Consider the following 21,743-nt stretch of genomic DNA (forward strand, 5'->3'; position numbering starts at 1 on the left):
CCCCTCGTGGTCTGCGAGACCCGCGGCCTCAGACCGCGCCGAAGCCGACGCGGCGGACGCTCGGTTCGCCGATCTCGACGTAGGCGAGGCGGTCGGACGGGACGATCACCTTGCGGCCCTTCTCGTCCTGGAGCGAGAGCACGGTCGCGCTGCCGGACAGTGCCGCCTCGACCGCACGCTCGACGTCCTCGGCGCTGTCCGCGACCTCCAGCACCAGTTCCCGCGCGGCGTGCTGCACGCCGATCTTGACCTCCACGGCTGTCCCTCCGGTTCAGGCGAGTGAGGGCGGCCATCGAACTGCGCGCGCCCGTACAGAAGTGAAGGCTAATCGAGCCGGATGGGTGCGAAGCCCCACCGCGGATACGCCGAGCGCGAAACGATCTCCCGCAACGACCGCAGGGAGCGCCCGCAGGCCCCACGGCCAGGCAGGAGAAGAGGGGGGAGGGCCGCGGCACGTCCACGAACGAGACCAGTTGCTCGATGCGCGGCATGAGGCGGGCGCTGGACTTGAGCCGCGGGTCGGGTCGGTGCTGCGGAAGAAGCCGACGACCCGGAGCGGACCGCGGGAACGCCCGGCTGTGAAACGCGTGACCGCCGTCCGCGGAGGCGGTCGGCGGTCACGGGTGGTGTGTGGCGTTGGTCAGCCCGACGGGGCCTCGTCCTTGCGGGGGAAGCGGGAGATGCCTCGCCAGCCGAGGGTGGAGATGAGGCGGGAGGCGGTGTCGCGGGGGATCGGGACGCCCTTGGAGATCCAGTAGCGCGCCGTCACCTGGGCCATCCCGGTCAGACCGATGGCCAGCAGCATCGCCTCGTCCTGGCCGAGGCCGGTGTCCTCGGCGATGACCTTGCTGACCGCCTCCGCGCTCGTCTCCGCGACGCGCTCGACGCGCTCGCGGACCGCGACCTCGTTGGTGAGGTCCGATTCGAAGACCAGGCGGAAGGCGCCGCCGTGGTCGTCGACGAAGGCGAAGTACGCGTCCACCGTGGCCGCGACGCGGAGCTTGTTGTCGTGTGTGGACTCCAGCGCCGCGCGGGTCGCCTCGACCAGCGCCTCGCAGTGCTGGTCGAGGAGTGCGAGGTAGAGCTCCAGCTTGCCGGGGAAGTGCTGGTACAGGACCGGCTTGCTGACTCCGGCGCGCTCGGCGATGTCGTCCATGGCCGCCGCGTGGTAGCCCTGCGCCACGAACACTTCCTGGGCCGCGCCGAGCAGCTGGTTCCTGCGGGCGAGTCGGGGCAGCCGGGTGCCGCGCGGGCGGGGATCCGCATCCTGGATGGCTGTCACGGCGCTCCTCAAAAAACGTGATCTGGCAGATCCTGCCCGGTGCCGCGGTCCCCACGGCCATTCGGGGGACGCGCAGGTTGTTCCGCCACGTCATCCTACTTTTGGGTAACCGATGTTGTAAGTTTCGTGGCGCAACGAACAGGGTTCTGGAAGTTGTGGGTGCCGTGCAAGGCCCCGTCGCGGACAAATCTGACGTTGCGTCAGGGGCGGAGGGGCCGCAACGCCCGCGTCCACAGGCTTTTGGGCACCTTCGGGGCCTCGCCGGAATCCTGCCGGAGCCTTGCCGGAGTCCTGCCCGGGCCTTTTCGGGGCCGCGGGTCAGCGGTATTCGTCCTCGTCGGGGCTCGCCACCCGCCGCTGGTCGGTGCCGTCCGCCGGGTCCACGCCGTCCGGTACGGGCTCCCACACCCGCTCGTCCTCGTCGACCACGGCCGTGCGCTGTTCGGCGACGTCCGCCTCCGGCGCCTCGATGTCGAGGTCGTCCGGCGCCGGGACCTCCTCGGGGTCCTCGTGCGTCACGTCGGGGGCGTCGACCGGTGCGGTGCTCTCGTCCGCACGAACGCCGGCCGCACCGGTCGTCTCACGCGCCTTGTCGGGCATGTGCAACTCCTTCCGACCTTCCCCATGATCCTGCCGGGCCTCCGAAAGCTCGCGCCGTCGCGCGGCGCTTACCGGAGTACTAACCGCCTACCCGCGTTGCGGCCGGTTGATCATCGATACCGAACCGTTGCCATCGGCGCCGTTGGGGCTGCTCCCAAAAATGCCCATTCGAGCACCAAATCGCCGCGCCGGAAGGACCGATCGCGCACGGTCCCCCTTCCGTCCCGGTGACCGTCTCGTAATATTGGCGACCGTGACCACCACTCAGGCAGTTTCCGGCGCCCCGGCGGCGGCCTGGCCTGTGCGTACCGTCCCGGTCGTCGGCGAGACCACGGTGGCCGTACGGCGCCACCCGGAGCACGACGCCGGGCAGCCCCCCGCCGTCCTCGTGCACGGCCTCGGCGGCTCCTCGCTGAACTGGGCGCCCATGGTCGCGAACCTGCTCGACGCCGTCGCGGCGGACATGGTCGACCTGCCGGGATTCGGCTTCTCGCCGCCCCCGCACGACGGCGACTACTCGGTGTCCGCGCACTGCCGCGCCGTCGAGGGGCTGATCCTGTCGCTCAACCGCGGGCCGGTCCACCTGTTCGGCAACTCGATGGGCGGCGCCGTCGCCACGCGCGTCGCGGCCCGCCGACCGGACCTGGTGCGTACGCTCACCCTGGTCTCGCCCGCGCTGCCCGACCGCAAGCCGCAGGTCACCGCGCTGCCGACGGCGATGATGGCCGTCCCGGGCTTCGCCGCGGCGCTGAACCGCGTGACCCGCAATATGACGCCGGAGCAGCGCACCCGCGTGTCGGTGGGGCTGTGCTTCGGTGAACCCCACATGCTGTCCGAGCGGGAGTTCAGCGACTTTGTCACCGAGTACCGGCGGCGTCTGGGGCTTCCGTACATGGTCGACGCGTTCACCAAGTCGGCGCGCGGCGTCGTCACCTCCTACCTCGAACGGGGTCCTCGCTCGTTGTGGAAGCAGGCCGCGGCCGTCCAGGCCCCCACGCTGCTGGTGTACGGCCGGCGGGACAAGCTCGTCGACTCCCGGATCGCGCGCCGTGCCGCGGCGACGTTCCCGGACGCGCGCCTGCTGATGGTGCCCGACTCGGGGCACGTCGCGATGCTGGAGCACCCGCGCGTCGTCGCGCGGGCGTTCCGGGACCTGCTGGCGGACACCGGGAAGCCCCTGCCGTCGGCCGAGGCCCGGTGATATGACCGTGGGCCGACACGGCGCAGCCTCGTACGACCAGCCCCATCCCGACGCACCCGACGCCGCGCAGGCGTACGGGCAGGAGTACGGGCGGGGATATCCGCAGGACTACGGCTACCAGGAGCAGAGCGGCTACGAGGCCGCCTATCAGCAGGCCCCCTATGCGGCGGCCGATGGCGGGTACGCGCAGCAGCAGCCGTACCCCGGCGACTGCGCCGAGTCCGAGCACTACTCGGCCTCGTCGGGGCAGTATGCGGCGGTCCAGCAGCACCCCGAGCCGTACGCGGAGCAGTACCCCGAGCAGTACGGGCACGAGTACGGGGCCGCCGAGCAGTACCCCGCGTACCCGCAGTACCAGCAGTACGCGGACCACCCGCAGTACCCGTACGAGCCCGAGCCGACCCGCTACGACCAGGGCCCCGGGCAGCAGCACGGCTTCGACCCGCTGACCGACCCGCTCTACGGCTTCCCCGCGGCCGCCCCCGGGCAGGTCGACCCGCTCGCGGACCCGTCCCTCGACCCGATGGCCGCGCAGCCCGGGCCCGGGGAGTACGCGCAGTGGGCCGAGGAAGCGCCGCAGTGGACGGACGAGGCCCAGCAGCAGTGGGGCACCGGGCCGCAGGCGCAGTGGACCGCCGACCCGTACGCAGGCGAGCTTCTGCACAGCGTGCCCGCGCAGTACGCGCCCGAGCCGCAGTACCGGCCCGATCCGGAGCCGGAGTTCGACCCGGAACCGGCCGCCTGGCACGAGACCGTCTACATAGAACCCGTGGACGACCAGGTGCAGGCGTCGGCGTACGAGCGCGGGTACGAGCCGCGTCGGGCGTCGTCCCCGCAGCCCGCCCCCGCGGACCGCGACGGCTACGACCCGCCCACGCGCGCCGGTGCGTACCCGGTCTCCCGCAGCACCTCCCGCACGGCCGCGGCGGCGCCCCGGCGTTCCGCGGAGGCATCCGTGCCCGCCTCGCGCACGGCGTCCTCGGCCGCCTCGCGCACGGCATCCGCATCCCCGGCCACCTCGGCATCCGCCGGACGCGCGGCCTCGCGCCGCGCCACCCGCACGACGTCGCGCAAGCCCCGCCGCCTCGTGGTGGCGGGCGGTGCCGTGGTGACCGGCGCGGTCCTCGCCGGAGCCGTCGTGATGCAGATGCCGGACGGCGGCACCGAGGCGCACGCCAAGGGCGACGGCGCGCAGGCCGAGGACCCGACCCGGCGCACCGACGACGTCGCGTCGCGCGATGCGGAGCGGCCCCAGGTGCAGGCCGCGCTGCCGGGCCAGGCCACGCCCAACCCCGGGTCCTCCTCGCCCGCGCCCGGCCCGACGGATCTCCCGATCCCCACGCCGTCGGCGCCGCTGAGCACCACCGAGCGCATGAAGGTGCGCTTCGACCTGTCCGAGACGCTGGCGCTGAGCGGCAAGTTCGACGTCGTGCCGGGCAAGGTCCCGGCGCCGGTGAGCGGCGCGGCCAAGAAGTACACGTACCGCGTCGAGGTCGAACAGGGGCTCGGGCTGGACGGCGAGCTGTTCGCGGCGGCCGTGCAGCAGACGCTGAACGACACGCGCTCGTGGGCCAACGGCAACAAGAAGTCGTTCTCCCGCACCGACGGCACCGCGGACTTCGTGATCCGACTCGCCAGCCCCGGCACCACGCACAAGCTGTGCGACATGGCCGGGCTGGACACGTCGATACAGAACGTGTCCTGCGACGCGGCCAGCACGCCGTGGGTGGTCATCAACGCGTGGCGCTGGGCCGAGGGCTCGCCCACGTTCGGCGACGACATGCTCGGCTACCGGCAGATGCTCATCAACCACGAGGTCGGGCACCGGCTCGGGCGCAACCACGAGACCGAGGCCTGCCTGCCCGGCGGGCTCGCGCCGGTCATGATGCAGCAGACCAAGTCGGTGGAAGCGGACAACGGGCTGATGTGCACGCCGAACGCGTGGCCGTACCCGCCGTCGATCCCGTCCTGAGACCGGCATCTCACGGTCCGGACCCCCTTCCCGGGAATCCGACACGCCATGGCACTGTTGGTGCGAGAAATGTCGCAGAACTAGGTCTGACCATCGGAGATCCCGTGTCGCTACCACCCTTGGTCGAGCCGGCTGCCGAGCTCACCGTCGACGAGGTCCGCCGGTATTCGCGCCACCTGATCATCCCGGACTTCGGGATGAGCGGGCAGAAGCGCCTGAAGAACGCGAAGGTCCTGTGTGTGGGCGCGGGCGGCCTCGGCTCCCCGGCGCTGCTCTACCTGGCCGCGGCCGGTGTGGGCACCCTCGGCATCATCGAGTTCGACACCGTCGACGAGTCGAACCTCCAGCGCCAGATCATCCACGGCCAGTCCGACATCGGGAAGTCCAAGGCGCAGTCCGCCAAGGAGAGCGTCCTGGAGGCGAACCCGTACGTGGACGTCGTCCTGCACGAGGAGCGTCTCGAAGCGGACAACGTCATGGAGATCTTCGCCCAGTACGACCTGATCGTCGACGGCACCGACAACTTCGCGACCCGCTACCTGGTCAACGACGCCTGCGTGCTGCTCAACAAGCCGTACATCTGGGGCTCGATCTACCGCTTCGACGGCCAGGCCTCGGTCTTCTGGGCCGAGCACGGGCCCTGCTACCGCTGCCTCTACCCGGAGCCCCCGCCCCCCGGCATGGTTCCGTCGTGCGCCGAGGGCGGCGTGCTGGGCGTGCTGTGCGCGTCCATCGGCTCGATCCAGGTCAACGAGGCGATCAAGATGCTGACCGGTATGGGTGAGCCCCTGCTCGGCCGGCTGATGATCTACGACGCCCTGGAGATGACGTACCGCCAGGTCAAGGTCCGCAAGGACCCCGAGTGCGCGGTGTGCGGCAAGAACCCGACGGTCACCGAGCTGATCGACTACGAGGCGTTCTGCGGCGTCGTGTCGGACGAGGCCCAGGAGGCCGCGCTCGGCTCGACGATCACCCCGCGCCAGCTCAAGGAGTGGATGGACGCGGACGAGAGCATCCACGTCATCGACGTCCGCGAGCCGAACGAGTACGAGATCGTCTCGATCCCCGGCGCGGTGCTCGTCCCCAAGAACGAGTTCCTGATGGGCAACGCGCTCGAAGGCCTGCCGCAGGACAAGCGCATCGTGCTGCACTGCAAGACCGGCGTGCGCTCGGCCGAGGTGCTGGCCGTCCTGAAGGCCGCGGGCTTCCAGGACGCGGTCCACGTCGGCGGCGGCGTCATCGGCTGGGTCAACCAGATCGAGCCGGAGAAGCCCGTCTACTGACGGTTGGCGCGACGGCCACCTGACGTGCCGTCAAGCTGCTTACGCTGCGGGCCCCTTCGGCCATCCGAAGGGGCCTGCGGGCGTTTCCGCGGGACGGGCGCCCCGTTTCCGGGGGACGGGCGCCCGCTCAGATGGCCTGCTTGCGTTGGAGGTACGTGAACGCCATCCAGCCCGGCAGCACCGGCAGCCAGAACGTCAGGAACCGGAACAGCAGCACCGCCGCCGTCGCGGTCTCGATCGGCAGCTTTCCGGTCGTCGTGAGGCCCGCGATCAGTGCCGCCTCGATCGCCCCGATGCCGCCCGGGACCGGCGCAGCCGAGCCGATGGCGTTGCCGGCCAGGAAGACGACGGCGATCGCGGCGAAGCTCGCCGACCCGCCGAACGACCGCACACACGCGTCCAGGCACAGGATGAACGACACGGTCAGCATCACCGTGCCGCCCAGCCCCGCGGCGAGCTTGGTCGGGGTCTGGAGGACGTCCAGCAGGCGCGGCACGATGCCGGAGAACAGCGCCGCGAGGCGCTTGACCACGAAGCGGCGCAGCGGCCCCACCGCCATGATCAGCAGCGCCACCAGCGCGATCACCAGCAGACCCGCGATGACCGCGCCCGACGGGGCGAAGGACGGCGTCTGCTCGGTGCCCGCGATGTAGCCGAAGAAGACCAGCAGCCCGATGTGGAACACCAGGCCGCCGAGTTGCGACACACCGATGCTGGCCGCCGCGAGGGCCGCCGGCACGCCCGACTTCTGGAGGTACCGGGCGTTCAGCGCTACACCGCTCACCGCGGCCGGCATGACCAGCTTCACGAACGACCCGGCGAGCTGCACGATCGTGGTGCGCCACACCGACAGCCGCTCCGGCACGAATCCGAGCAGCATCAGCGCGGCGGCCACGTAGCTGAGCGTCGACGCCACGAACCCGATCGCCGCCCAGCCCCAGTTGGCCCGCTCGAAGATGTCGCCCAGGTTGGCGTGCGTGAGCTGGGACAGCAGGAAGTACCCGGCGAACGCGGACGCCACGACCGTGACCAGCGTGCGCGGCCGGATGCGCTCCAGGCGGATCGGCTCGGCCTCGGCGCGCGGCCGCAGCTCCAGGATCCGCTCGCGGATCCCGGACAGCAGGTTCTGGTTCTTGCGCAGCGCCGCGCGTGTCGACCGGTTGAGCGCGACCTTCTGGAGCAGCGGCAGGCACGCGGCGACCGCGTCGACGCCGAGGCCCTGCGTCGCGGTGCGCACCGCCCGCTCGTCGCCGACCCGCAGTGCCAGCGCGGTCAGCATCTGCGCCGTGTCGATGCGCAGCGACAGGTCGCCCGACGCGATCTCGCCCGCGCGCAGGTCGACCAGCCACGGGTTGCCGTCGTGGTCGATGAGGAAGCTGCTGGTGCCGAGGCGGCGGTGGGTGAGGCGGTGCGCCTGGAGCAGCGCCACCTGCCGCCAGATCTCCACCAGCAGTGCGTCGGTGAACTCGTCGTCGTCCAGCGCTTCGAGGCTGCGGCCGGGGATGTGCGCGTACGCGAGCAGCGCGGCGTCCGAGCCGACCTCGGTGGTGGCCACCAGGCGCGGCGTGCGGACCCCCGCGTCCGCCGCCGCGTAGGCCATCAGCGACTCCTGTTCCAGCGCCCGGCGCAGCGACAGGAAGGTGCGGCGCGCGGTGGTGACGCGCAGGCGCGCGCGGCGGTAGAAGCGGTAGACGGCGCCGGAGGTCTGCTGGTCGCGGTCCAGGACGGTGACGTCGAGGAGTTGGTCGTCGGTGAGCCGCACGGCGTACCGGCGGCTGTCCTCGGGGCCGTCGTCGGTGCGCACCGCGCTCGCGGCGACCAGGCCGAACCGGCGCAGCGCGGCCACCACCGCGTCGGCGGGCGGGCGGCGGTTGGGCACGCCGACCGCGTACATCGTGGCGTACGCGATCGTCCGGCCGAGCAGCACGCTCGTCAGCAGCGCGAGCGGGGTGGTGTAGCCGCCGACGAGGACGGTGGCCGCGTTGAGCGCCAGCAGCGTCCAGACGAGTGCCTGCCACTTGGGGCGGCGGACCAGGCCCACCGCGGTGATGTACGCGACGATCGGCGCGAGGTAGCCGTGCACCGGATCGGTCAGGCCGCCCCCGGCCAGCGGGCGGGTCAGCGCCGCCTCCAGCGCGTCCGGCCCCGGGCCGGTGACCCACCAGTCCAGGCCGAGCGACGCGGCGTAGGTGAGGGCCGCGGCGATGACGCCGTCCGCGACGCGCAGGCCGTCCCGGCGCAGCAGCCGCTCGACGCCGTAGGCGACCGGCACGACGAGCACCGCGACCGCGAAAACGCCGCCGGACAGGTTGAGGATCAGGCGGGGGAGGCTGTTCTGCGCGCCGCGCACGATGTCGGACTCCAGGCCCGACGTCGTCTCGCGCGCGATGCTGGCGAGGAAGAAGACCACGGCCAGCGCGAGGAGGCCGACCAGCACCCGCAGCAGATCGCTGGACCGGTGCACGCGGTTGGGTTGCGAGGGCTCGACGACGAGGGCGCGCCCGGTCACAGGGGCACCCACAGGAGATGTTTCCTCTTGGTCTCGAATCACCAGTCACCGCCGCCTTGATGGTGGCATGGAGTGCCGGGACCCGGCTGGACGAGGGGGTGGCGTCTGGCACGATGCGGGGCGTGACTCTGCCCACGCCGATCGCCGAACGTGTTCTGGACCTGGTCGAACGCATCCCCGCCGGACGGGTGATGGCGTACGGGGACATCGCGGCCTGGTTCGCCGACGAGGAAGCGGAGGTGGGCGTTCCCGAACCCGACGCCGCCGACCGTGCCGACGCCGCCGACCGTGCCGACGACGCCGACCGTGCCGACGCCGCCGACCGTGCCGACGACGAGCGAGGGCCGGGCGGCGGGGCGGACGGCCCCAGACTCGGGCCGCGCCAGGTGGGCCGGGTGATGTCCCGCTACGGCGGCGGCGTGCCGTGGTGGCGCGTGCTGCGCGCGGACGGCACGCATGCCCCGGGCCTGGAGGACGAGGGCCTGCGCAGGCTGCGCGACGAGGGCACGCCGATGCGGTCCGGCGGTACGCGCGTGGACATGGCCAGGGCGCGGTGGGACCCCGCGTCCGACGAGGGGTGAGGTCATGTCGGGCGCGCCGGGGGCCCCGACCGGGGACGGAGCGAGAGCAGTGCCCGGTAACTCCGCGGCGATGCCGGAGGCCGACGACCCCTGTCCGGGTGCGTCCGGCGTGGCACGGGGGTCCCGTGTGATCTGATGGGGCAAGGCCGCGCCCTGCCGACCGGGGCGCGGCTCCCCGCGCGCCTGCCGTACCGCCTTGATGACCCGCTCCACATCTCCCCGTTTCCCGGCTTCCCCGTCATCCCCGTCCCCGTCGTTCCCGAACCCCTCGGCTTCCCCGTAAGGCCCCGAGCCATGACGACCGCGACCTCCGCGTACCGCTTGCGGCGCACCGACATCGGTCCGCAGGCGCGGCTGACGCTGGACGAGCGCCAGCGTGCCGTCGTGGCCCACCCGGGCGGGCCGCTGCTGGTGCTGGCCGGACCCGGTACGGGAAAGACAACCACCCTGGTGGAGGCGGTCGCGGACCGGGTCGCCCGGGGGATGCTTCCCGAGGAGATCCTGGTTCTCACCTTCAGCCGCAAGGCGGCGGGGGAACTGCGCGACCGTATCGCGACGCGGCTGTGCGGCGGCGGAGGCGCGCCTTCCCGGAACGGGGACGCGCACACGGGCGCGCTGCCGACGGCGACGACCTTCCACTCGTTCTGCTACGCCCTGGTCCGGCAGCACCAGCCGCCGGAGCTGTTCACCTATCCGCTGCGGCTGCTGTCGGGTCCGGAGCAGGACGTGTTCGTACGCGAGCTGCTGGCCGGCGAGGCGGAGGACGGCACCGTCCGCTGGCCCGCCGAGCTGCGCGCCGCCCTCGGCACCCGCGGCTTCGCCGACGAGGTCCGGGCGGTCGCCGCGCGTACCCGCGAACTCGGCCTGGACCCGGAGGCGCTGGCGCGCTTCGCGGAGGACACCGGCCGCCGCGACTGGCGGGCCGCGGCCGACTTCCTCGCCGAGTACCTCGACGTGCTGGACGCGCAGGGCGTGGTCGACTACGCCGAGCTGGTGCACCGCGCGGTCATACTCGCGGAGCGCCCCGAGGTGGCCGACGAGCTGCGGCGGCGCTACAAGGTGGTGTTCGTCGACGAGTACCAGGACACCGACGCCGCCCAGGTCCGCCTGCTGCGCGCCCTGGCGGGCGACGGCCGGGACCTGGTCGCGGTCGGCGACCCCGACCAGTCGATCTACGCGTTCCGCGGTGCCGACGTCAACGGGATCCTGGAGTTCCGGCACCACTTCCCGGACCGTACGGGCGCGCCGGCGCCGACGATCGTCCTGCGCACCTCGCGCCGCGCCGGGGCCGGACTGCTGCGCGCGTCGCGCGAGATCACCCGCCGGATGCCGCTGTCGCGCCTCCCGGCCGCCGACGCCGCGGCCCACCGGGACCTGATCCCGGACCGCACCGGCGACGACGACCCGAGCCGGGTGCAGGTCTTCACCTATCCCACGCCCGGCGCCGAGCTCGACAACATCGCCGACATCCTGCGCCGCGCCCACCTGGAGGACGGCGTGCCGTGGGGCGAGATGGCGGTGCTCGTACGCTCGGGCGCCCGGTCCATCCCGTCGATCCGCCGCTCGCTGTCGGTCGCGGGCGTGCCGCTGGAGATCGCGGGCGACGAACTCCCGCTCGCCGCCGAGCAGGCGGTGACTCCGTTGCTGACCGCCCTCAGGGTGGCCGCGGACCCGGCGGCGCTGGACGAGGACACCGCGCGCATGCTGCTGCTCTCGCCGATGTGCGGCATGGACTCGGCGGACCTGCGGGTCCTCGGCCGCGCGCTGCGGGCCGAGGAGCGCGCGGCGGCGATGGCCGACGCGCAGACCGCGGAGGCCCAGGCGGCGGAAGCGGCTGAGGCCGCGGCCGGCGGGGACGGCGATGCGGGTGGCGACGCGGCGGGCCACGACGGCCCCGAGCAGCTTGAGCTGATGGCGTTCGGCGACCTCGCGCCAGTGGCTTCCGCCGTGCCCGCGCCGGGCGCGGGCGACGCCGCCACTTCGGTCGACGCGACCGCGACCGCCGATGCGGCCGACACGGCGGCCACCGACAGGGCGGCTTCCGACCCGGCCGACCCGGCGGCGGCCGGGGCCGACGGCGACACTGCGGGCGAGCGGCCGCGGACCGCAGAGGCCGCGGACGGCGCGAGGGTCCCGGATGCCGCGACACCGCCCGCTTCCACCGCGCCCTTCCTCCCCGCGCTCGCCCGGCCGTCCGCCGAGCTCATAAGGGACGCGCTCGCCCATCCCGAGCAACTGGTGGCGGTCGACGCGCAGATCGGTGCGGGGGCGTACCGCCTGGGCATGCTCATCGCCAAGGCCCGCGCGATTCTCGACGCGGGCGGTACGACCGAGGCCGCGCTGTGGGAGCTGTGGCACGGGACGCCGTGGCCCGCCCGCCTGGAGCGCGCGGTGCTGCGCGGCGGGTCGGCGGGCCGCAACGCCGACCGCGATCTGGACGCCGTCGTCGCGCTGTTCGAGGTCGCGGCCCGCGCCGAGGAGCGCGCCGGGCACCGCGGGGCGCTGAACTTCCTCGACGAGCTGACCGCCCAGCAGATCCCGGGCGACCGGCTCGACGACAAGGCGATGCGCGGCGAGTCGGTGCGCCTCCTGACCGCACACCGCTCCAAGGGCCTGCAATGGCGCCTCGTGGTCGTCGCGGGCGTCCAGGAGGGGTTGTGGCCCGACCTGCGTCGCCGCGGCTCGCTGCTGGAGGCGGACCGGATCGGGGCGGACGGTCTCGCCGAGCCGCTGTCGCCGGGCGCGCTGCTCGCCGAGGAGCGTCGGCTGTTCTACGTGGCCGTCACGCGCGCCCGCGAGCGGCTCGTGGTGACGGCGGTGAAGTCCGCGTACGACGACGGCGACCAGCCCTCGCGCTTCCTCGCCGAGCTGGGTGAGGAGGGGGTCGAGCGGGCGGACGTGACCTCGCGCCCGCGGCGTCCGCTGTCGACGTCGGCGCTCGTCGCCGAGCTGCGCGCGTCCGCCGTCGACCCGAAGGCGCCGCGGACGGTGCAGCTCGCCGCCGCGCGGCGGCTGGCGAAGCTGGCCGCGCTGCGCGACGAGGAGGGCTACCCGCTGGTCCCCGCCGCCCACCCGGAGCGCTGGTGGGGCCTGGTCGAGCCGACGGACCCCGGGGTTCCGGTGCGCGATCCGCGCGTGCCGGTGAAGCTGTCCGGCAGCGCGGTCGAGAAGGTCGGGACCTGCGCGCTGAACTGGTTCCTGGGCCGGGAGGTGCGGGCGGAGTCCGCGCGTACCGCCGCACTCGGTTTCGGCAACGTGGTGCACGCGCTCGCGGACGAGGTCGGCACGGGCGCGACGGCCGCCGAGCTGCCGGTGCTGATAGACCGCTTGGACCGGGTGTGGGATGCCCTGGCCTTCGACGCGCCGTGGCAGTCCGACCAGCAGAAGGAGGAGGCGCGGACGGCACTCGAACGCTTCCTCGCCTGGCACACGCATGACCGGCACCGCGTCGTCGCGGCCACCGAGCACGAGTTCGAGGTGAGCCTGACGGCGGGGGAGCACCGCATCGTCATCCGCGGCTCGATGGACCGCGTGGAGCGCGGCGAGGACGGGTTGGCGTACGTCGTCGACTTCAAGACGGGCAAGTCCAAGCCGGGGGCCGCCGAGGTGGCCGAGCACCCGCAGCTGGCGGTGTATCAGATCGCGGTGGCCAACGGGGCGTTGGACGACGTCGAGGCGTTCGGCGGGACGCGTCCGGCGTCCGGTGGCGCCGAACTCGTGCAGTTGCGGCACCGCGCGCCCGGCCAGGATCCGGACGCCGGGCACCTGCCGGTCGTCCAGGACCAGACCGCGCCGGTTCCGGACGAGGACGGCGGCACGTGGGTGTCCGCGCTGCTCGCGGACGTCGCGGGCCGCATTCTGGGCGAGCGCTTCACCCCGAACACCGGCTCGCACTGCGACCGGTGCGATTTCCGGCGCTGTTGCAGCGCGCGCAGCGAGGGGCGCACGGTCGTCGAGTAGACGACACGGGCGGGTGAACCAGGGCCGGGGCACTGGCCGAATCTCTTCGGTGCCTTGGGATACTGATCACCATCCAACCCCCGAAACGATGGAGTTCCCCTGTGCGTGCCCGCCGTATCGCCGCTGTCGCATCCGCAGTTCTGCTCGCCACTGCCGCGCTGAGCGCGTGTGGGAGCGACGACGAGGCCAAGGACAACACGAAGACCGAGGCGAAGGCACTGGCCGACGAGGCGGTCGCGTACGCGAAGAAGCAGGGCTCGATGGAAGCGTCCATCAAGGGCACCGAGGACGGCCAGGAGCAGGAGGGCAAGTCCTGCGTGAACATCTCGCCCGAGGGCGAGACCGAGTCGGTGAGGGGGTCGCTGACGCGGGAGGGGCACACGGCCGACGTCATCACGGTCGGGGGCAAGCAGTACGTCACCGGGCCGGCCGAGCTGTTCATCAAGCAGGCCGGTGAGGACCCTGCGGACTACGACGTAGCGAAGGCGGACGCGGCCCTCGACGGCCGGTGGATGGTCACCGAGGACGACGAGCCGGACGACTCGGGCGACTTCTTCGACGGCAAGACGGACGGCATCACCAAGGGTGAGGTCACCGAGTTCAACGGCAAGAAGGTCGTGCCGCTGACGAAGAAGGAAAAGGACTCGGAGAAGACCGTCTACGTCGCGGCCAAGGGCGACCCGGTGGTGGTCGGCGTGCTGGAGGTTGAGAAGGACTCCCGCACCGAGACCACCGTGACGGGTATGGGCGGCAAGTGCGACGTCGTGGCACCGGCCGAGGACCGGACGCTGACCAAGGCGGAGTTCAACCAGATCTTCCGGGACGCGAAGACGAACTGAGGCCGGGCGGGCCGTCCCGGACGGCTCACCATGGGTGACTGTCCGTCAGATGCTTGACAGGGTCGGGATACTGGGCGCGCGATGCTCCCACGACGGGCCCCCGCCCCCCGGCGGCCGGGCCCGTCGCCCATCCCGAGGAGTACCTGTGCGCCTGCCCCGCCTCCTGCCGACGGCCGCCGCCGTCACCGCCGTCGTGCTCGCGCTCGGCGGCCTCACCGCGTGCTCCGGCGACGACGTCGACGACGCGACCGTGGACTCCAAGAGCGGCCCCAGCGGTCCCGGCGGGCGAGGGCCCGCGCCCGGCGGGGTCCTGCCCGGGCAGCAGACGCCCGCGGCGCCCCCGGCGGCCAAGCCGCCCGCCGACATGAACGGACGCGAACTCGCGGACCGGGCCGTGCAGTTGATGGCGGCGACCTCGTACCGCCTCACCGGGCGGTTCGGCTCGGGGGCGGACGCCGCGACGCTGACGATCGACGTCGGCAAGCAGCGCGACGTGCGCCAGACCGTCACGCGGCCGGACGTCAGTCAGGAGCTGATCCGCGTCTCGGGCGTCGTCTACTCCAACGTCGAGAGCGTCATCGGGGCCACGCCCGGCGCCACCATCCCGGCCAACCTGCGCGGGACCTACCTCAAGACCGACGGCGGGCAGCTCGACCCCAAGCTGGTCGACCCCTTCGCGGGCAGCTTCGGTGCCGACGCGGGGGAGGTGGCCAAGGGGGAGCAGACGCAGATCGACGGCAAGGGCGTGTGGCCGCTGACCATCAAGTCCGCGGACGGCGCCACCACCACGATGTACGTGATGGCCGGAGGGGACCCGTACCCGATCAAACTGACCGTGACCGGCGCCGACCCGGTGGACCTCAAGGTCAGCGACTTCGGGGCGGACGTCGCGGTGGCCGCGCCGCCCGCGGACCGGGTCGTGGACGAGGCGACCCTGCAACAGCGGATGGCGGCGGCGGGCTGACGGGCGGCGGGGCGACCGCGTGGTGTGTGACGGGGCGGGCCGCGTTGCGGTGGGTCGATCGCGCGGTGTGCGACGGACCGGCCGCGCGCAGTGGGGCGCATGCAACGGGTGGTGTGCGGCGGGCAGGTCGCGGGCCGGATGCGTGCGTAGCGTAGTCCCGTCGGCGCGCCCGGTGGGGCACAACACACAGGATGCGGTTGTTGTCCTCAGGTGCGTCTAACGTTGCGCCGGTGCGATCGGCTCACCACCACCTCATCCGGGATCCGGACGACCTCAAGGACGTCCTCGGCGTCCCCTACACACCCGAGCAGATCGCCGCCATCACCGCCCCCCTCGAACCCGGCGTGATCGTCGCGGGCGCCGGGTCGGGCAAGACCACCGTCATGACCGCGCGCGTCGTCTGGCTGGTCGGCACCGGCGCGGTACGCCCCGACGCGGTCCTCGGCCTCACCTTCACCAACAAGGCCGCCGGGGAACTCGCCGAGCGGGTCCGCCAGGCGCTCCAGAAGCTGTGGCCGGACCCGGCGTCGTACGGGCTGCCGGGCGGGCCGTACGGCGGCCTCGGAGCCGCGGGCGGCGCGGCGGGAGCGGTCGGCACAGGGGCAGGCGCCGCCGGGGCCCCGACGGCGGGCGGCCTCGAAGGGGACGAGGACGCCGGCGAGCCGACGATCTCCACGTATCACGCCTTCGCCGGACGCCTGCTGTCCGAACACGGCCTGCGCATCGGCCTGGAGCCGTCCGCGCGCCTGCTGGCCGACGCGACGCGCTTCCAACTCGCCGCCCGCACCGCCCGCCGTGCCCCGGGGCCGTTCCCGACGCTCACCAAGACCCTCTCGTCCATCACCGCCGACGTACTCGCGCTCGGCGGCGAACTGGCCGAGCACCTGGTGCCGTTCGAGCGGCTGCGCGCGTTCGACGAGGACCTTGTCGCGGAGGTCGAGGCGTCCGCGAAACCGACCGCGGGAGCCAAGGCCGCGGCCGACGCCGCCCGCAACCGGCTCGACCTGCTGCGCCTGGTCGCCGACTACGCGGACGCGCGGCGACACCGCGATCTGCTCGACTTCGGCGACCAGATCGCCTACGCCGCGCGGCTCGCCGAGGAGCGCCCCGAGGTCGGCGAGATGCTGCGCGACACGTACCGCGTGGTCCTGCTGGACGAGTACCAGGACACCTCGGTCGCGCAACGCCGCCTGTTGTCCGGCCTGTTCGGCATCCCCGAGGGGACGGACCCGGGCCTCGCCCCCGGCCGCGGCCACGCGGTCACCGCCGTCGGCGACCCCTGCCAGGCCATCTACGGCTGGCGCGGCGCCTCGGTCGCGAACCTCGACGAGTTCCCGCACCATTTCCCGCAGCGGGACGGCTCGCCCGCGCACCGCTTCTCGCTCGCCGAGAATCGGCGCAGCGGCGGCAGGCTGCTGGAGTTCGCCAACGAACTGGCGGTGCCGCTGCGGGAGATGCACGAGGGCGTGGAGGCCCTGCGGCCCGCTTCCGGCGCCGAGGGCGACGGCTGGGCGCGCTGCGCGCTGCTGGCCACGCAGGACGGCGAGATCGCCTGGATCGCCGACCAGGTGCAGCACGTCATCGGCACCCGGTTCCGGCCGGACGGCGAGCTGATCGGGCCGGGCGACGTCGCGGTGCTCGCGCGTACCGCCGCCGACTTCGCCGAGATCCACAAGGCGCTGGTGGAACGCGATGTCCCGGTCGAGGTCGTGGGCCTGTCCGGGCTGCTCAACCTGCCCGAGGTCGCCGACCTGGTGGCCACCTGCGAGGTGCTGGACGACCCGACCGCAAACGCGGCGCTCGTCCGCCTGCTGGTGGGACCGCGCTGGCGCGTCGGCCACCGGGACCTGGCCCTGCTCGGCCGCCGGGCCGGCGACCTGGTGCGCTTCGACCAGGGCTCCGCGGACGGCCCCGACGCACGGCTCGAAGCCGCGGTCGCGGGCGTGGACCCCACCGAGGTCGTCTCGCTGTCGGACGCGCTCGCCGACCCCGGCGACGAGTACCCGTTCTCACCCGCCGCCCGCATCCGCTTCGCCCGGCTCGCCGCCGAGATACGCGAACTCCGGCGGCACCTGGGCGAACCGCTCATGGACGTGCTGCACCGCACGCTCGCGGTGACCGGTCTCGAGGTCGAGCTGTCCGCGTCCCCGAACGCCTTGGCCGCCCGCCGCCGCGAGACGCTGCACGCCTTCCTCGACGTCGCGGCCGGGTTCGCGGACCTGGACGGCGACCCGTCGCTCACCGCGTTCCTGGCCTTCCTGCGCACCGCCGCCGAGCACGACAAGGGACTCGACGGCAGCCTTCCGAGCGCGGGGGACTCGGTGAAGGTCCTGACCGCGCACAAGTCCAAGGGCCTGGAGTGGGAGGTGGTCGCGGTGCCCGGGCTGGTCAACGGGGCCTTCCCGAGCACGCAGGCACAGTCCAAGTGGACCAGGAGCGGGCACACGCTGCCGCACCCGCTGCGCGGCGACGCGCGCGGGCTGCCCGAGCTGTCGGACCTGTCCGCGAAGGGCTTCAAGGCCTTCGACGCGGACATGAAGCGGCACAAGGCGATCGAGGAACTGCGCCTGGGGTACGTGACGTTCACGCGTCCCAAGCAACTCCTCATCGCATCCGGTCACTGGTGGGGCCGCACGCAGAAGAAGAAGCGCGGGCCGTCGGAGTTCCTGCTGCGGCTCGCGGACCACTGCGCGGCGGGCCACGGCGAGATCGCCACATGGGCGGTGGAACCGGACGACGAGGCGAACCCGCACCTTGCCAGCGCGGTGGAGCAGGTGTGGCCGCTGCCGCTGGACACCGTGGCGCTGGAGGAACGGCGGCGCGCGGCGCGCGATGTGATCGACGAGTTGGTGCGGCTGGAGGGGGCGGGGCGGAACCCCGGGGGGCGCGGGTCGGACGCCGGTGCGGTCTCGGGCTCGGATCCGGGGGGCGCCGCGGTGGCCGTCGCGGACGACGAGGTGCCGCCGTTCTTCGACGAGCCGCCGCCGGACGACGAGGAGCCGCCGCCTCCGGAGGACGACTGGGAGGGGCCTGCCGAATGGGGTGCGGCCGACACCTCCGACGGCGACGGCCGCCCTGGTGACGAGAGCCAGTCGGCCGCCGCGCCCGCCGACCTCGACATCGCGCCCGAGTACGAGTCGGACACCGGACACCTCGGCCCGGCCGACCGCGAGCTCATCGAGTCCTGGGACCGCGACCTGGACCGCCTGGTCGAGGAACTGGTGCGCGGGCGTTCGGGCGTACGCGAGGTCGAACTGCCCGCCTCGCTCTCCGCCTCCCAACTGCTGCGCCTGGCCTCCGACCCGGACGGCCTGGCCCGCGAACTGGCCCGTCCCATGCCGCGCCCGCCCGCGCCGGCCGCGCGCCGGGGCACCCGGTTCCACGCGTGGATCGAGTCGCAGTTCGGCGAGCGGCCGCTGCTGGAACCCGACGACCTGCCGGGGGCGGCGGACGAGGACATCACCGACGAGGCGGACCTGGTCGAGCTCCAGGAGGCGTTCCTGCGCACTCCGTACGCGCAGCGGGCGCCGTACCGCATCGAGGAGTCGTTCCAACTCGTGCTCGGCGGGCGGGTCGTGCGCGGCCGCATCGACGCCGTCTACCGCGACGCGGACGGCCGCTTCGAGGTCGTGGACTGGAAGACGAACCGGGCGTTCAACGCCGACCCGCTGCAACTCGCCGTCTACCGCCTGGCCTGGGCGGAGCTGGCGGGGGTGCCTCCCGAGGAGGTCACGGCCTCGTTCGTGTACGTGCGGTCGGGCGAGGTGGTGCGCCCGCGCGGCCTGCCGGACCGGACGGGCATCGAACGCGTGCTCGCGGGCCCGCGGCCGGACGGCCCGGCGGACGCCGACGCGGCGACACCCGCACCGGAAACGGCCGCGGCGGCCCCCGAATAGGCGTCCCGACCCCACGGGGCACTCGGGTCCCGTCCAGTGCCGTCCGCCACACTCGCCCGTCCGCCGGAACCCGCCGGGCCGCCGCGGACGTCTTCACCGTGACCGGGGCGAACCGAAACGGCCCGGCGCGTTCCTCCCGGAGTCCGAAAGTCCGAAAATCGGTCGATAGGGTGTCCGGCCGCATCGGACCAGGAGTTTCGAGGTACAAGCCTCTTCGATGGCACCACCGCAGCACGAGTTCAGCGTGACGCCGCCGGCCGTGGGGTCCGCGCGGCGTGCCCGCCTGCTGCCCGCGGTGGGCTGGGCGCTGCGCCTGCTGCCCGTCACGGTGATCCTCGTCGTCATCGTCATCGGCTTCCTGACCCCGCCCGAGGTGCACATCGGGCCGCTGCTGGCCGTCGCGCCCGCGCTGGCGGGCCTGACGCGCGGGTCCGCCCGTACCCCCGTGTGGGTCGGCCTCGCCGCGGCGGTCGCCATGCTGGTGCTGTCGAGCACCGGCGAGACGAAGGGCGACGGCGAACCGTTCGTGACACTCCTGTCGATCTTTCTGGTCACCATGACCAGTTGGGCCGGGGTGCAGGTGCGCCGCCGCCAGGACCGCACGCTTGAGGACGTCCGCAGCGTCGCCGAAGCCGCGCAGCACGTGCTCTTGAGCCCGGTCGCCCGGCGCATCGGACCGGTTCGGGTCGGCGTCCGCTATCGCGCGGCGGCCGCCGAGGCGCGGATCGGCGGCGACCTGTACGAGGTGATCCTGACGCCCTACGGGGTGCGTGCGGTGGTCGGCGACGTGCGGGGCAAGGGCCTCGGCGCGGTGCAGACGGCGGCGGCGGTGCTGGGCGCTTTCCGGGAGGCCGCGTACGAGGAGCCGACGCTGCCCGGGGTCGTGCGCCGCATCGCCGCGAGCATGAGCCGGCGCCTTGAGGAGAACCTTGAGGAGTTCGTGACGCTCGTGCTGGTCGGCTTCCCGCCGCAGGAGGACCCGCAGCGGGGCGAGGTGCATGTGGTCAACTGCGGCCACCCGTCGCCGATGCTGCTGCGCGCCGCCCGCGCGGAGATGCTGGAGCCGCCGACGGCGATCCCGCCGCTCGGCATCGTCGACCCGGACCTGTTCGACATCCCGGTACTCACGGTGCCGGTGCGCCCGGGGGACCGGGTGCTGCTCTACACGGACGGCATCGTGGAGGCGCGGGACGCGCACGGTGTCTTCTACCCGCTCGTCGACCGCGCGCCGGACAGCATGCCCGGCGTCGAGGAGACGCTCGACCGCCTGGAGGCGGACGTCGAGCGCCACGTCGGGCAGCCGCTGGAGGACGACGCCGCGATGCTGCTGCTCCTGTACGCGCCGACGCTCGGCGGTCTGTACGACCCCGGCCCGACGGCGCGCGCGGACGCCCGCAAGGTCTGAGGGCCGGGCTCTGAGGGCCGGGCTCTGAGGGCCGGGCTCTGAGGGGCTCTGGGGAGAACTGGGGAGCTCTGAGGGCCGGCCGCCTGTTCAGACGCGCAGTTCGACCACCAGCGCGCAGTGGTCGGACACGCCGAGGCGGACGGTCTCGGTGCGGCGTACCGCGTCCGGCCCCAGGCCGTGCCCGAAGATGTGGTCGAACTGCACGCGCGGACGGTACGACGGGTAGGTGGGCACGCGGGCCAGCGACCGCCAGCGCACCCGGTGGCGGCGGGGCCGGTCGTTCTGCGCGCCGCGCTCGCGGCGCCCGACGACGGCCTGCGGGATGCGGCCGGGCAGATTGAAGTCGCCGAGGAGCAGTTGGGGTTGCGGCAGATCGGCGGACGAGCGGCCGATGCGGGCAAGCTGCGAGACGTTCCACCCCGGTACGAACGACAGATGCGCGGCCAACACGGTCAGCGGGCCGTTCGGGCCCTCCACCACCGCCGCCAGCACCGAGCGGGGCTCGTCGGGGACGCGCGTCAGGCCGGGGCGGCCCTGCACGCGCAGCGGCAGACTCAGCGGGGCCGCCGGAAAGCGCCGGGCGCGCCAGCGCAGGACGGGGAGGCGGGAAAGCAGCGCGATGCCGTACGAGGGACCGCCCTCGCCGCTCTGCTCCGGCCCGTACACATGCCGCTCCGGCGCCCCGGGGGTCGGCAACCACCCCGACACCGGCGCGGGGACTCCGTGGACCGCAGCCAGGAAGCGCCACTGATCGGTGCCCATCGCCCGCGCGGCCACCGCGGCCTGGTCCGCACACCCGGACCGCTCCTGATGCCGGTCCACCTCCTGCAACGCGACGATGTCGGCGTCCAGCTCGCCCAGCGCCTCACCCAACCGCCCGGGCCCCGCCGTCCCGTCGTCCAGCGCCATCCCGTGCAGAACATTGAACGTGGCCACCCGCAGCACAGTCATGCCCCGACCGTACGGCCCCGCCCGCTCCCGAGCCCCCACGCCCGCGGCACGGCGCGCGGCCCCCCGCGCCGAGGCATGTCCTCTTGCGACCGGTGCTGTGCGGGAGTGGCCGCTTGGCGGTATTTGTCCCGGACACCTGCCGCGACCCCGGTCCCGCGGCGAGCCCTCGTTGCCGACCACGTCGACGCGCCGCCGTCTCCGGCGCGGGATTGGCCGTTGGCGCATGCGGCGCGGGCGGCGCCGGGCACTGGCCGGGTGGGGGCGTGCCGATGTGTGTTTCACGGGCCGACGTCCCTCCCG

The 21,743-nt window shown here is 73.4% G+C and carries 14 protein-coding genes; 9 read left to right on the forward strand and 5 right to left on the reverse strand.

Going from position 1 to position 21,743, the window contains the following annotated elements:
• Positions 1–28 precede the first annotated feature (28 nt).
• From ACRX5S_RS15600 to ACRX5S_RS15610, 3 genes are all read right to left on the reverse strand, one after another.
• Positions 29–256 carry a DUF3107 domain-containing protein gene (locus tag ACRX5S_RS15600; protein ID WP_436773507.1) on the reverse strand — a complete coding sequence of 76 codons (228 nt, stop codon included), beginning with the start codon at positions 254–256 and terminating at the stop codon, positions 29–31.
• A gap of 384 nt (positions 257–640) precedes the next feature.
• Entirely contained in the window at positions 641–1,282 is a 642-nt protein-coding gene (locus tag ACRX5S_RS15605) for a TetR/AcrR family transcriptional regulator (RefSeq protein WP_436773508.1), read from the reverse strand.
• 318 nt (positions 1,283–1,600) lie between these two features.
• Positions 1,601–1,882 carry a hypothetical protein gene (locus ACRX5S_RS15610; RefSeq protein WP_436773509.1) on the reverse strand — a complete coding sequence of 94 codons (282 nt, stop codon included), beginning with the start codon at positions 1,880–1,882 and terminating at the stop codon, positions 1,601–1,603.
• A 253-nt stretch (positions 1,883–2,135) separates the two neighbouring features.
• Between ACRX5S_RS15610 and ACRX5S_RS15615 the strand changes: the two genes are divergently transcribed.
• The 3 genes from ACRX5S_RS15615 to moeZ all read left to right on the forward strand — a co-directional run bounded on the left by ACRX5S_RS15615 (position 2,136) and on the right by moeZ (position 6,338).
• Entirely contained in the window at positions 2,136–3,083 is a 948-nt protein-coding gene (locus tag ACRX5S_RS15615; protein ID WP_436773510.1) for an alpha/beta fold hydrolase, read from the forward strand.
• Between the two features lies 1 nt (position 3,084).
• The gene (locus ACRX5S_RS15620; RefSeq protein ID WP_436773511.1) at positions 3,085–5,055 is read left to right on the forward strand and encodes a DUF3152 domain-containing protein; all 1,971 of its coding nucleotides are present in this window, start codon (positions 3,085–3,087) and stop codon (positions 5,053–5,055) included.
• Positions 5,056–5,159: 104 nt separating this feature from the next.
• Complete coding sequence (gene moeZ, locus ACRX5S_RS15625) at positions 5,160–6,338, forward strand: adenylyltransferase/sulfurtransferase MoeZ (protein ID WP_436773512.1); 1,179 nt, start codon at positions 5,160–5,162, stop codon at positions 6,336–6,338.
• A 127-nt stretch (positions 6,339–6,465) separates the two neighbouring features.
• Here moeZ and ACRX5S_RS15630 read toward each other — a convergent pair whose 3' ends face one another.
• Positions 6,466–8,859, reverse strand: a complete 2,394-nt coding sequence (locus ACRX5S_RS15630; protein ID WP_436773513.1) for a lysylphosphatidylglycerol synthase domain-containing protein — start codon at positions 8,857–8,859, stop codon at positions 6,466–6,468.
• Between the two features lie 110 nt (positions 8,860–8,969).
• Here ACRX5S_RS15630 and ACRX5S_RS15635 point away from each other — a divergent pair, with 110 nt between their 5' ends.
• The 6 genes from ACRX5S_RS15635 to ACRX5S_RS15660 all read left to right on the forward strand — a co-directional run bounded on the left by ACRX5S_RS15635 (position 8,970) and on the right by ACRX5S_RS15660 (position 20,492).
• On the forward strand, positions 8,970–9,428 hold the full coding sequence (locus ACRX5S_RS15635) for an MGMT family protein (RefSeq protein ID WP_436773514.1): 459 nt from the start codon (positions 8,970–8,972) through the stop codon (positions 9,426–9,428).
• Positions 9,429–9,722: 294 nt separating this feature from the next.
• The gene (locus ACRX5S_RS15640; protein WP_436773515.1) at positions 9,723–13,388 is read left to right on the forward strand and encodes an ATP-dependent helicase; all 3,666 of its coding nucleotides are present in this window, start codon (positions 9,723–9,725) and stop codon (positions 13,386–13,388) included.
• Between the two features lie 101 nt (positions 13,389–13,489).
• The gene (locus ACRX5S_RS15645; protein WP_436773516.1) at positions 13,490–14,227 is read left to right on the forward strand and encodes a hypothetical protein; all 738 of its coding nucleotides are present in this window, start codon (positions 13,490–13,492) and stop codon (positions 14,225–14,227) included.
• A gap of 145 nt (positions 14,228–14,372) precedes the next feature.
• Positions 14,373–15,191, forward strand: coding sequence for a hypothetical protein (locus ACRX5S_RS15650; RefSeq protein ID WP_436773517.1), 819 nt, complete (start codon positions 14,373–14,375; stop codon positions 15,189–15,191).
• Between the two features lie 191 nt (positions 15,192–15,382).
• Positions 15,383–19,087 carry a UvrD-helicase domain-containing protein gene (locus tag ACRX5S_RS15655; RefSeq protein ID WP_436773518.1) on the forward strand — a complete coding sequence of 1,235 codons (3,705 nt, stop codon included), beginning with the start codon at positions 15,383–15,385 and terminating at the stop codon, positions 19,085–19,087.
• A gap of 217 nt (positions 19,088–19,304) precedes the next feature.
• Complete coding sequence (locus tag ACRX5S_RS15660) at positions 19,305–20,492, forward strand: PP2C family protein-serine/threonine phosphatase (protein WP_436773519.1); 1,188 nt, start codon at positions 19,305–19,307, stop codon at positions 20,490–20,492.
• 87 nt (positions 20,493–20,579) lie between these two features.
• On the opposite strand, the gene ACRX5S_RS15665 is transcribed toward ACRX5S_RS15660, so the two are convergent.
• The gene (locus ACRX5S_RS15665; RefSeq protein WP_436773520.1) at positions 20,580–21,443 is read right to left on the reverse strand and encodes an endonuclease/exonuclease/phosphatase family protein; all 864 of its coding nucleotides are present in this window, start codon (positions 21,441–21,443) and stop codon (positions 20,580–20,582) included.
• Positions 21,444–21,743 lie beyond the last annotated feature (300 nt).

It is taken from the genome of Yinghuangia sp. YIM S09857 (genome assembly GCF_051388915.1).
Taxonomy (GTDB): domain Bacteria; phylum Actinomycetota; class Actinomycetes; order Streptomycetales; family Streptomycetaceae; genus Yinghuangia.

What these genes read in the sequence shown, in the direction of transcription:
- ACRX5S_RS15620 (WP_436773511.1), top strand. Translation starts at nt 3,085, where the DNA reads ATGACCGTGGGCCGACACGGCGCAGCCTCGTACGACCAGCCCCATCCC.
- ACRX5S_RS15610 (WP_436773509.1), bottom strand. Translation starts at nt 1,882, where the DNA reads ATGCCCGACAAGGCGCGTGAGACGACCGGTGCGGCCGGCGTTCGTGCG.
- ACRX5S_RS15660 (WP_436773519.1), top strand. Translation starts at nt 19,305, where the DNA reads ATGGCACCACCGCAGCACGAGTTCAGCGTGACGCCGCCGGCCGTGGGG.
- ACRX5S_RS15655 (WP_436773518.1), top strand. Translation starts at nt 15,383, where the DNA reads ATGCGGTTGTTGTCCTCAGGTGCGTCTAACGTTGCGCCGGTGCGATCG.
- ACRX5S_RS15640 (WP_436773515.1), top strand. Translation starts at nt 9,723, where the DNA reads ATGACGACCGCGACCTCCGCGTACCGCTTGCGGCGCACCGACATCGGT.
- ACRX5S_RS15665 (WP_436773520.1), bottom strand. Translation starts at nt 21,443, where the DNA reads ATGACTGTGCTGCGGGTGGCCACGTTCAATGTTCTGCACGGGATGGCG.